Raw genomic sequence first — 13,601 nt, 5'->3', positions numbered from 1 at the left:
TAATTTATCATTAGTATGCTGCTAAAGTCATTGAATTCAAATCCCCCTATCAATGAGATTGCATGAAGTGGCTCGATCCAGGAGAATCATCCAGCAATCAGACTATTTTATATCAATCGGCGATTGTATCGTTATGTCAAGATCCTAACTGGTGGCTAGTGGGTGATTTATTACATCCCATTCTAACGAAAACTAAAATTATATCAGCATAATATTGCCGAAAGTTAGTGCACTGGTCAGCATTAATTAATCCACCTTCACCATCCTACTGACGAATGCTCGCGCATTGTCAGCATCCCTATTAATTCACCTTCACCATTCGTCTGTTCACCACCCCTTTCTCCGTTTCTACTGACGCTCCCTTCGGTCGGTCAGCTTGGTTAATTCACCTTCACCATTCGTTTATTCAATACGACTTTAGCAGTCTCTACTGACGCTCCCTTCGGTCGGTCAGCACCGGTCAGCATCGGTTAATCCACTTTCACCATACGCTTATTCAACACGCCTTTCTCCGTTTCTACTGACGCTCCTTTCGGTCGGTCAGCATTGGTTAATTCACTTTGACCATCCGTCTATTGAGAACACCTGAAATTGTCTCCAACTGGTAGAACAACACACCCTTCACCTCCGGGATGTTGCCAGCCTCCAGGGTAATCAGATGATTACCTCCCGAATAACTGCCGCTCACCCGGTACAGCTCTTTACCGGTCACATCCATCACCCGCAGGGTGGCTGTCATGCTCTCCGGCAGCCAGAATCCGATCTTCGTCTCTCCGCTGAACGGGTTCGGCGTATTCTGATACAGCTCTGGCGTCCTTATCCCTTCTTCTTTCTCCATTTGTCCCGGAGATGCTACACCGGATCCCGACTCCGTCAATGGACTGCTGTCCTGGCAGGCATTACCTGTATTGTCCTGTAGTAGTAGCGTGGTCGTACAGAAGTCCTTATTTCCCGCTTCATCGATCACCCAGATCTCCACCTCGATCTCTTGAGATCTGCCATCCGGGATATCGGCACAGGTGAAGGTTATGCTTGGTGTTTCTCCGTCTTCCGTAAAGCTCAGGATCAAGTCATCAGCCGTCGTACAGTTGTCGTAGCTGCCGGCATCGAAGTCTCTAGCCCATACTTCAACCTCCCCCGATGGACTCATCACCACCGTGGCGATGCCATGGTAACAATACGGCGTTGGGTTCTTGCAGTCTCTTATCGTGAAGGTTGTGTAACAACTGTCCTTGTTCCCACAACGATCCTTACCCACCAGCCAGACACCATAGATGCCGACGGCCAGTTCTGCTGTTAATTCATGGCCTTGTCCGTAAACTACCGGTGTCGTCTCATCGGCCAATACCGTGTAGCGGTATTGGATCTCATCCGCTGCTGCACAGTTGTCCGTGCCTGAGGCCAGCAACTCATAGTTAACCGTCGCTGCATCGCAGTTGTTGTCGTAGATACAGGTCTCACCCAGCTCATTGCATACAATCACCGGTGCTTCGTCATCCACCACCTTGATCACCTGGATGTATTCCATAAACCCATCACCATCATCCTTCAGATTCCGTACAACACACTGACGCGCTTCTCCGGCCAGCAGCCGGTCATCCACGATCACATCCGGATAGCGGTTATGGAGGTCCGGTGAATAAACACACCAGTCGATCAGCTTCCAGTGCCTTAAGATCTTATAACACCCTTCCGTTACATCGTAGCGCTCATCCGAGTACGTCACCCCGATCAGCTCACAATCGTCGTCGCTGATCTCCGGATAGCCCGCTCCTGTGCGGTCCGCTGCCAGGTTCGCTCCATCCGTACAGTCCACCACCGCATCTGCCGGGAAGATCACCTCAAAGTCGGAGCGTGGCTTCACATACAGGGTCTGCGTGTCGTGTGCGGTGTTACCACACTTGTCCGTAGCCGTCACCGTCTTCGTCAGCGTCCCTACCCCACATTCGTTCAGACTGCCGGTAATCTCCACTTGCGTATCCGGCAATGAACAGTTGTCTGTGATCACCCAGTCTTCCGCTGTATCCTCAAAGTAGCTTTGTGGATCCGGATGACCGCCATCCTTATTGTCGTATTGATCCAGCAGCAACCAGATCTGGCAATAGATCGGCTTCCAGTCGTGCGACAACTGGGGTATGATCGTCGCCAGTCCATCCACACAGGCGTCGTACGCATATCCTTCCACCTGGGGTCCTCCGTAATAGCCGTATTCACCACCATCCCACGGTTGCTCCACGCAGCAACTCACCACGTCGTAACCACCATTGGGCGGCGTCAGGATCGTGAACACCAGTTGTGGCGTGATGCAATGATCACTCAGCACATCACCGCCTTCACAGACATCATGCGCAAAGCTTGCTCCTTCTCCTCCTAATTCCACCGACTTTGTCCCGTAATCGTAATGCTTGGTGACCGTCCAGTTGTAAGGTACGCCGTCGCAGTACACCGTAACATCTTCAGGTGCTACCACCACCGGTGGTGTCTTGTCGTCCTTCAGCACCTCGATCCAGCAGTCGTTGTATTTCGTCTTCAGCAGATCCGTGTACATGAAGTTTTGTTTCACCTTCAGGCCCACCAGGATCTCCGGTATGTTGTCTACAATGCACTCGCCAATGTCTGCATTCAGGATGTTCTGCAGTTCCAGCTCGATCTGATCCAGCGTCATCTTGTTCAGCTGTACAAACTGACCTTTGTCTTTGTAGTATTCCACCAGGCACCATACATAACGCAGGTACAGCGACTCATTCGTGATGCAGCCCAGCAATGGGAAATAATCATCCCAGCAGGCATTCATCAGCTCGTAGAAGAAATGCTCCTGCTTCGTGTCGATCGTCCACTGGTAAACCGCCGTAGGTGTACCCCCCGGTGTCGTCTGATAGATCGGTGGCAGGATGCACGTCACGTTCTTCTTGATGTGTTCGTCGTAGGGGCGCAGTCCACAGGCCTCGTAAACCCGCAGCACGACCTGGTCTTCTCCGCACTCCGTCAGGTCTTCAACCACATCGAAGGCACACAGGTTCATCCATACCTCATGCGCCACCCGCATGAACGACACCAGGTTGGGAGCCTCGGTCTCAAAGAGGCCCAGGCCGTCAAATGGAATGTCTACTCCGAAATATTCTTCCGTCACCGACGACAGGAACTCCTGGAACTGCGCTTCGTAGTAGTCTACGCTGTCTTTCAGCGCCACCGCATAATACAGCTGATCGCAGCAGTTGTCGTGGCTGCCGTCATCCAGGTCCTCCGCGTTGATCCGTGCCCAGCAGCTCGCCGGGTCCAGGGTCACCTGCGTGATCTCATCACACACCGGCGTCGGAGGCGTCGCATCCAATACCTGCACCGTGATGCCCGGCACCAGCGTCGTGAACAGGGATCTGAAGCCGCCTACCCCAAATAAATTTCCCGGTAGTACCTCCAGGCTCGTATTCCAGCACGCATCCACCAACCGCAATTTGATGGTAAAAACTCCTTCCGGTAAATAGATGTCTGCCGGCAGCGTACCGCTCAATACCGTCGTCTTACCAGGATGGCCCGCGTCGGCTACTTCTACCTCATAACCCACTTCAAAGTCGTTGCAGTCAAAGAAGTATTTTTTTACATCCGGAAGATGTACATGTGCCTTACAGTCGTGCGGCTCCGTATACGCCAGTACCGTAAACTTATCCGCCAGGTCAAGCAACGACGTCGTATCCATTTCCGATCTGCCCAGGTCGAAATAATCAAAGAAATTCAGGAACGGCGCTATCGTATCTTTGACGATGATCCATTGCTCACACGTCGTATCCCGGTGTCCGCACCAGTCGTAGATCGTCCACGTTCTCCTGATCTTCCGCGATTTGCCACAGATCTCAAATACCTTATCCTCGTATTCCGCTATCGTATTGCAGTGCGCATTCGCCAGCCCCGGGAACAGCTCGTAGTAATAATCCGGAATCCACAGCGGACTCGTGCTTCCATCCAGCGTCTTGATTTCCGGATAAGCCGTAAATGAGCTATTATAAAGGAACCGCGTGATCACCTGCAAGGTGAAAGGATCCAAAGCCTCCAGATCCAGCTTTATACTGCCTCCAAACAATTCTTTGGCCAGAGAATCCAGTAATCCGTACTGCTTGTACAGTTCCAGCAGCGTGCACTCTACCTCGATCGTATCCGGACAGATCAGGCTGTCCAGGTTATTCCGCTCGATCCAGATCTCCTGGGTGCATTCGTTGTGGTTGCCCCATGGATCGCTGCTCCGGATCGTTCGCGTGATCTTGCCACTGAATAACGAATCTTCGCAGTGGTAGTCTTCCCAGATCGAATTTACCAGGTCTACCCGCGCCGGATAAGGACCACAGTCGCTCACCAACGTTTCGAGGTATTCTTCAGAGGATAGAATAGCCGCTTCCAGGCATGTCAGCGTATCGTTCTCACAGCGGATGACCGGGCCCAGTTTGTCTTCCACGACCAGGGTTCCCCAGGTGCGGTTGACCCCATCAAGATCATTTACCTGGAAGGTCAGTGCATATCCACGATGTGAGGCATCTACCCGATTAGGAGGATCAAATTGTGTGGTTCCCTTCGGATAAGTAATTCGTACTTCCAGATTATTTATACACGGAGAAGTCGAATTTAATAAATCACCCGCTTGAACGATCCGCTCGCAGGAACTGCCTAATGAAATCGTGACACGGTCATTGGCTGCCAGCTTGGGTGCGGGTAGAATTGTCAATAAATACGTAAATGTATCTCCCGGGCAGCAATGCATGGTTGTTTCCGCACAAATAAAGGGAATCAGCGAATACGATAAAGTAACGGGATCCGCCCCATTGTTCATAATGGTGCTGTCAAGTACCGGATTAAAGGGATTACCCATCGTATCGGTTAATACCAGGTTGTAACCGGGGTCGAGGTCTTGGAACAGATCTCTTAAATCATAGCGGAAGGCTGTGTGGGAACACACTGTATCGGCCAGGGATACCCCTCTCTGCAACAATGGTTCAGGTAAAACGGTCCGACGCAAATTAACTGCTGGTCCGGGGCAACAAAATGGATCTGAATTGGTGAATTCATCACCAGGTGCCTGAGAAGTCACCGGGAATTCCGCGACCAGTGGTGCTGTACAGATAGGTTCCGTGTACATATCCGTAATGGTGTTAGTACACGTCATCTGAATGTTAATGGTAACAGAAACTGGCATTCCGGTAGAAGGAATATTGAGTATACCCACCACAACCGTGGAAGAATTTATTTGCTTAAAAAACGTAGGTGTATGGGCATTCCCATCAATCACCACTTCATAATCGGAAACATCAGGTGGTAATGCCGATCCGGTAATATAAAATGTTGTCCGGTACGTTGATGCACCATCGTTACAGGTAGGTCCGATATATGTATCGCCAGGCTGCCCTCCAAGTCGGAAACTTGTAATACAATCCGCTGGCAAGGAACAATCCGGTTCCTTGTATAAATTTTCTTTGGTCAGGTTGCACAGGCCATTCACAGAAATGGTAACATCCGCACTATCCTGGGCGTGGATTCCCCTCGCGCATAAAACAACAGTATTTGGTGATAGAGCCTGGAAAAATGCAGGAGTATAAACCTGGCCATTTATTTCAATATTGTAAGCATTGATGTTATTGGGCAAATTAGGCCCGGTAAGATAAAAGCAGGTCCGGTAGGTTCCGTTAACATCACAAGCGGGTCCGGTGTAGTTATCCAATGGCGCTCCTGCAACTCTGAAATCCGTCAGGCAATTGGAAGGAGAGGTGCAATCCGGCGCTGTAAAAAGGTCCGTAAGCTGAAGACTACACCGATTGAAAATAATCATGTTCACGGTGACGGGACCGGAAGCAGTTACTTTTCGAAAACAAACCACCGCCCGATCGAGAGCCAGCTTTTGAAAAAAATCAGCATTGTATAATTGCCCATTGATCTCCGCAGAATAAAGTGAAAGATTATCAGGTAAATTTTTGCCTGTAAGGTAAAAACAGGTCCGGAAAGTGCCGTCACCATTACATGTCGGCCCAATATAATTGTCTCCTGTCTGCCCTCCAACCCGAATATCGGTGATGCATGTAGGCGGAATACAGGAATAGGGAGTTAAGGAATAATTACGTACGATGGGACCAGAACCCGTATTGATAATCCGTTGATTCGTATCGATAAGGTTCCCCAGATTGTCCTTGAATTGCATGGTGTACCCTGGGGGAAGATCCTCGAATAAACCTGGAAGGTAAAAGACTTCCCTGGAACAGATGGTATCATCAAGGTCTGCATCCATCCGGATTTGCGGCAGGGGATGAATAGCAATTAATAAGGTCTTTTCATCCACGAGGGTCCTGCTCATTGCATCCGGACCACATTCATAAAACAACCGGACTTCATAATCACCTACCGGAAACATAGTTGCCATCAATGTCGTAGAACCAGCCAGTTTCAAATCCGGAACACCGGATACTGAAGCCAGGAACTTATAAGGTTGGGTGTTGGTAGGATCATATGCCCGGATTTCGATACCCAGCCGGCAATTGCCCATCCCTCCAAAAGCATTGGCATAAAAGTCCATGCGTCCTCCCAGGCAGATGTCTTCAGTTACCCGCTCATTGATAATACCGGGAGTGCTCACAATTTGTAATGGAATTCTGGTCGAATCGGGAATGCATCCCATACCATCACATCCATAGGAAAACATTAACGTATAATTACCAGCAGGAAAAGTCGCTACAGGTAAAGTGGTGGACCCACTCAGGACTTTATTGGCCCCCCCGGAGACTGAGGCTACAAAAGTCCAGCTCATGTCCCCGACACGCTGTATATCCAGTGCTAGTTTACAATTTCCCTCCCCTCCGGATGCGGTGGCTTAAAAAGGAAGCTTGCCTCCCAATGGTATTTGCATCGGAGTACTCGTACTATCGATCGAAAGGGTACATGGTTGCGCTTTCAGTGCCGCTGGCAAAAAGGCAGCGCCAAGCACAACCCATCGAAAACCCAGGCCGAATAGCATGGTTCTTAATTGGCAGGTAATAAACTTGATTAATTGTTGATAAACTTTTTCCATATGTAATGACCGGTCCAACCACAGTTATCCAACTTCAAAACCCAATCAGGCAGTGGATAGATGATAAAGGACCCGGGAATATTATTCCCCAAGGAAAAAGATAAAGAACAGGTTTGTTGGTTTCTTAAGGTTTCTAACTCCAGGTTGATTTGTTCCCTCTTAACATAAAGGTATCAAAATTCATGCGCAAAAGAAATTTTTTACTAGCCGGGAGTGTCTGATTTTTTCTTTATCTGGCATCGAAAAAAATAATATATTTAATTCATTAGCAGATGATTATATGAATTGAGGTCGCTTGTAAATCGACAATTTGTTAATCCACCTTCACCATGCGTTTATTCAATACGCCTTTAGCAGTCTCTACTGACGCTCCCTTCGGTCGGTCAGCACCGGTCAGCATCGGTTAATCCACTTTCACCATACGCTTATTCAACACGCCTTTCTCCGTTTCTACTGACGCTCCCTTCGGTCGGTCAGCACCGGTCAGCATCGGTTAATCCACCTTTACCATCCGTTTATTGAGAACACCTGAAATTGTCTCCAACTGGTAAAAGAGTACTCCTTTCACTTCCGGGATGCTGCCAGCCTCCAGGGTAATCAAATGATTTCCTCCTGAATAATTGCCGGTCACCCGGTACAGCTCCTTACCCGTCACATCCATGATCCTCAGCGTGGCTGTCATGCTTTCCGGCAACCAGAAACCGATCTTCGTTTCACCACTGAATGGGTTCGGCGTATTCTGATAGAGTTCTGGCGTCCTTATCCCTTCTCCTTTAACCTTTTGCCCCGGCGATGCTAATCCAGTTCCGGAGTTTGTCAATGGACTGCTGTCCTGGCAGGCATTGCCCGTATTGTCCTGCAACAACAACGTCGTCGTACAGAAGTCTTTGTTACCCGACTCGTCGATCACCCAGATCTCCACTTCAATCTCCTGTGACCGTCCATCCGGGATGTCTGCACAAGTGAAGGTTATGCTTGGGGTCTCGCCGTCTTCCGTGAAGCTCAGGATCAGGTTATCGGCCGTCGTACAGTTGTCGTAGCTGCCCGCATCAAAGTCCGTAGCCCAGACCTCCACTTCTCCCGATGGACTCATCACCACTGTAGCGATGCCATGGTAACAATAGGGTGTAGGGTTCTTGCAGTCTCTTATCGTAAAGGACGTATAACAACTGTCCTCGTTCCCACAGCGGTCCTTACCCACCAGCCAGACGCCATAGGTGCCGACTGCTAAATCTGCATTTAGCTCATGACCTTGTCCGTAAGCTACCGGAGTCGTCTCACCGGTCAATACCGTGTAGCGGTACTGGATCTCCTCTTCAGCAGCACAGTTGTCCGTACCTGAGACCAGCAACTCATACCGGACTGTCGCTGCATCGCAGTTGTTGTCGTAGATGCATGTCTCTTCCAGCTCATTGCATACAATCACCGGCGCTTCATCGTCGATTACTTTGATCACCTGCAGATAGGTCATGTAACCATCTCCGTCATCCTTCAGATTGCGGTGGATGCAGCATCTGCTCTCACTCGCTACCAACCGGTCGTCCACGATCACATCCGGATAGCGGCTGTGCAGATCCGGTGAATAAACACACCAGTCGATCAGCTTCCACGTCCTTAAGATCTTGTAGCAGCCTTCCGTCACATCGTAACGCTCATCCGAGTACGTCACCCCGATCAGCTCACAGTCGTCGTCGCTGATCTCCGGATAACCCGCTCCCGTGCGGTCTGCCGCCAGGCTGCCCGGGTCTGTGCAATTCACCACCACATCTGCCGGGAAGATCACCTCAAAGTCGGAGCGTGGCTTCACATACAGCGTCTGCGTGTCGTACGCTGTGTTACCACATTTGTCGGTAGCCGTCACCGTCTTGGTCAGCGTCCCTACCCCACATTCGTTCAGACTGCCACTGTATTGCACTTCCGTTTCCGGTGCCCAGCAGTTGTCCGTGATCACCCAGTCTTCCGCCGTCTCGTCAAAGTAACTTTGCGGGTTCGGGTGGCCTCCATCCGGGTTGTCGTATTGATCCAGCATCAGCCACAAGCGGCAGTAGATCGGCTGCCAGTTGTGATCGTGATACCAGTAGCTGTATTCATCACAGTTCACGCCGCCGGCATAATTGGACTCGCCGCATACCGAGCCACCATAGTAGCCGAAGTCTCCGCCATCCCAGGGGATCTCTACGCAACACACCGTCGTTACTTCTACCGGAGCACCTGAAGTGTTCCATCCTACTGGGTAGATGTAAGGATCTGCGCAATACGTAGCCAGTGCATCTTCTCCTTCACATACATCATGCGTAAAGGAGGCTCCATGCCCTTTAACCGTGGCGGTCTTCGTGCCTCCGGCATAAGGCTTCGTCAGCTCCCACCAGTAAGGTACGCCATCACAGTAGACCGTCACATCCTCAGGTGCTATGACCAAGGGCGGTGTCTTGTCGTCTTTGAGGACCCTTATCATGCAGTCATTATAAAGGTGGTAGAAATACCACCGTGTCTGTCCAAGAAGTGTTTTGGTAATCGAGACTTCCCCCTGATATGGTCCCCCTACCCGAGACTCCCATTCCAGACGAGCAGTTGCATCCGGAATCTCCATCCGGTCAATAAAGTTCTCATAACCATAGGGGCCACCGAAATTACCCACTCCGGGTACGCTGACGACTGGATTTTTCCATTCAAAATCGCCCGTTGAACAATCAAACTGGGGTCGCGGGTCACCGTAGTGTATATAGTCATTTAATCTCCACCAATACCACCTGGCAAAACGGTCTGAAAGATTCCACCAAAACCACTCGTGTTCGCCACCACTAAATAAATGATCATCGTACGCAGGCAAACCACATGCTTCATAAACCCGCAAAACAAGTTGTTCTTCTCCACATTCAGTCACATCAATGTAATCGTCAAACACAAATACATTGATCCATTCCTCGATCGCTGCTTCGATAGCATTGTAATTGTGGTGATAGTCATAAGGATCCAGGCAGCTTGAGAAATAGTCCCGCCAGTAATTTCTCCAATAGGTAACACTGTCCATATTCGCAACCGCAAAATGCAACCGATCACAGCAGGCATCATGACTTCCGTCATCCAGGTCTTTGGCATATACCCGCGCCCAACACTGTTCCGGGTCAAGTGTGACCTGAGTTATCTCATCACAAACCGGCTCAGGAGGCAACTCATCCTGGATGGATAATCTGTAGTAAAAAGTCGTGTCGTTCTCGCAGCCATCCCTTAGGTCAAAACGGATGTCATGATTGCCAAAAGGCAGATAAAAATGAACAGGATCCGGATAAGCTACTTCTCCGTAAACTGCCACTTCCTTACCCGGATGTTGAGGATCCTGATACGACAATTCGTAACGCCACTTCAGGTCCAGAATGGAGGAGCATTCCGATTTGATTTCCGGCCAATAAAAGGTCGCCGCAGCTTTGCAATCGTGTACATTGTAGGTAACCTCCGGGGCATTAAACTTTTCAAATTTGGGGGCGAGTGTATCAATGATACGGATGTACTGGATGCCGGATATTTCTTCTCCGGTACACCAGTCTTTCACAATCCAGTTACGCCGTATCGTATAGGTCATGCCACAAGCGGGCAGGACAACATCATCAAATAAGGTTATGATGTTGCAATGGTCGATCCTGGGATCCAGGTAATTGCCATCAATGCTTGGGGCTTCAACCAAGCCAATGTTAATACCCTGGATGATATAAGGTATGGGGTGATAATAGCCATTTTCATCCAATGTGCTGGTCACAAAGGAAGTTAAACCCGGATCCCGACATTCAATGATCTCGTCGTCGGGGAACATTAAGTTGGTCAGTGTTGCCTTTTCGACCCAAATCCGTTGATTACAGGATTGTTGATTCCCCCACGCATCCTCGACGAGAATGGACCGGTCATAGTATCCGGTAAAGCGGCTGTCACAATCTTCGTGTGTGAAGGATTGATTGTGAATAGTTGTACGGATGTACGGGTCGCAACTAATGGGTACCGGAGGAAGTGGCAATGTATCTGTGCAGGCAATGGTTACATCCCGGCATTCAATGACCGGTGGAAATTTCTTTTCAACCTGAATGGTACCCCAGCAGGTAGCTCCATCGTAGCGATTCCGAATCCGGTACGTAAATGAAGAGCCAACATCCATCAGGTTTACTAATGGGCTGGCCAAGCTTACTCCCTGTGTATTGGTAAGGATTAAATCAAAGGCGTCCGTACAGGAGTACGCACCCGAGAGAACATCACCAACAAGAATTTCGCGATCGCACCCGGTCGTCAGTGAGATGTGGACCAGATCCTGACAGGATGGTGATTCAACCTGCAGGCTCCGGAATGTCAGCGGCACGGCTGCACTTTCACAACCCATACTAAGTGCAGTGACATAAATCGTGGAATCATTGGCACTGGAAGCCACCGACAAGGAAGGCCCACTCGCGATCAGCATACCACCCATGGCGGGGTCACCATCGTAAAAATTGTAATATTCCGGTAGGGTATCCATCGCAGAATACGTATGCATCCCCAGGTCAGCCATATGATCGGTGGCAAATCCGTCCCATTCTGTCGCAGGAAGGAAGGGATCAGCTGGATTCTCATCACCTTTAAAAATAGTAGGACGGCGGATTAACGTATTATCCGCTGTCGACTGGACTCCACTACCCCATTGTGATCCCGGGTCAACGCCGATCTGTCCGATGACATCGATGATCACCCCATTGTGAGATAGCGTGATAGCATCATCTCCATTAAAGCTTAAGTTATTGTCGATGAGATCCGCCAGGCTCAGGAAAGCCATAGTTGCTCCGTCATCACAAATGACAAAAGTCCCCTGATCAGGGATGATTCCAGTCAAGTCGACATGTGAAGTAGCGGTGGTATTTCCATTAAAGTAAATGTCTATCGTATAGAACCCGGAGGCCAGATCAATGTTCTGCCCCGTACCATTAAATAGCTCCAGGCATTTATTAAACCCACTGCCTTCCGTGTACTCGGAGAAAAACAGATCACTGGTTACCTTCAAACCCGGAAATCCTCCACCTGTGGGGACTACTGTTGGAGAAGGATCACCACAAAACGTCTCATCTCCGGCATTGGGTGGCAGGATGAAGTCGCATACATCACAGGATATGGTATCCCGCAATCGTAACGTATCTCCGCAGACACCTCCTACCAGTACGACTTCTGCCGGGTCGCCGCTGGGAATATTCATCATGGATACCAGAAGGGTATCGGGAGCGATCTGCATGGTTACCGCACCATGCGTGGAGGAAATCTGCATAACAGGTTGGGTGGTTTGTATGTACCAGAACAGCCCATAGGATAATGCATCAATTGCACCTGAACATGGATTCATTCCTTCCGTAACAACAACCATGGAATCACAAGAAAGACTACATGCATTTTGAAAATGAGTCCCCAGAGAGTCAAAGGTATTTTGAGGAAACACATTCCACTGCGTCGCACCTACTGACCAGTCGATAGTAGGACTGTTGACAGAACTCATACGAACCAGAGTGAATTCAGACGTAGCGCCACTACCTACCGGCCAGTTGGTGCCAGGATCGACTCCAATGATACCGATGATATCAATTTGCCTGGTCAGGTGGCTTAGTACGATGGCATCGTCGCCATTGAAAAATGTAATGGTATGGGTGGTATCTGCTACATTCAGAATAGGAGCAGCGGCACTTGGATTGGCAATTACATAAACCTCTCCAGGGCAAAGCATTTGGTTAAAATGCATGGAATCCAAAGCAGTTGAAGATCCGTTATTGAAACGATATACAGTATACTCCGCCAGATCCACACAATTGGTGGTGGGATTATAGATTTCCAATGCTTTACTATTGGAGCTGCCTTCCAGGTATTCCGAAAAATACAATTCGGTACAGGGACAAGGATCCTGATAATGGGCCCCGAGATTACCCGCAAAATCCTGGGCATAGGAGATCCACTCCAAACTGGGATTAAAACTGGCCGGATTTGACACTATTCCGGATTTGACACCTGGTCGACGGACCAGTGTTTGATTTAACGTACTGACAGAACTTCCTGTCCAGGCTGTGCCCGGATCATTTCCGATCACTCCGATGATATCCAGTGTGTCTGTTCCTCTAAGTAATAAAACTGCATCATCCCCATTGTAAAATGAAGAGGTGGACGTTTGATCCGCTACTGCCAGGAAGGCAGGGGCAGCATCATTGTCGCAAACCACATATACATCACCGCCTGGCAGCATTCCGGCAAGATTGATGGTGGTACCGGCCGAAGTGCTCCCATTAAAGAAAAATTTCAATGCGTATCCGGTCGAGCTTAAGTCTATGCTGTTGGGTGTGGGGTTATAGATTTCGATACATTTGTTGTTGGAACTACCCTCGATGTATTCGGAAATGTATAAGTCTGAACAGGATTGACTGATTAATAAATCCATAGCAGAGGGAAGAAAGAACAGGACAGCAATGGGTATATAGCGCAAGTTCATGGTTCAGGTCGGTTGTCTGCTACGAACTTACGATCTATCCTTTTTTCCACAAAAGCATCCGGCTATAATATTAGCTGTTAACCT

At 49.3% G+C, this 13,601-nt stretch carries 2 protein-coding genes; both read right to left on the bottom strand.

The window, feature by feature from the left end:
• Positions 1-550: 550 nt before the first annotated feature.
• Positions 551-6,778, bottom strand: a complete 6,228-nt coding sequence (locus tag H6570_06955; GenBank protein MCB9319002.1) for a T9SS type A sorting domain-containing protein — start codon at positions 6,776-6,778, stop codon at positions 551-553.
• Positions 6,779-7,532: 754 nt separating this feature from the next.
• On the bottom strand, positions 7,533-13,517 hold the full coding sequence (locus tag H6570_06950) for a lamin tail domain-containing protein (protein ID MCB9319001.1): 5,985 nt from the start codon (positions 13,515-13,517) through the stop codon (positions 7,533-7,535).
• Between the last annotated feature and the right edge of the window lie 84 nt (positions 13,518-13,601).

This window comes from Lewinellaceae bacterium (assembly GCA_020636135.1).
Lineage (GTDB): Bacteria > Bacteroidota > Bacteroidia > Chitinophagales > Saprospiraceae > JAGQXC01.
Note: the sequence above shows the minus strand (reverse complement) of the source record. Positions and strands in the feature narration are given on the sequence as shown.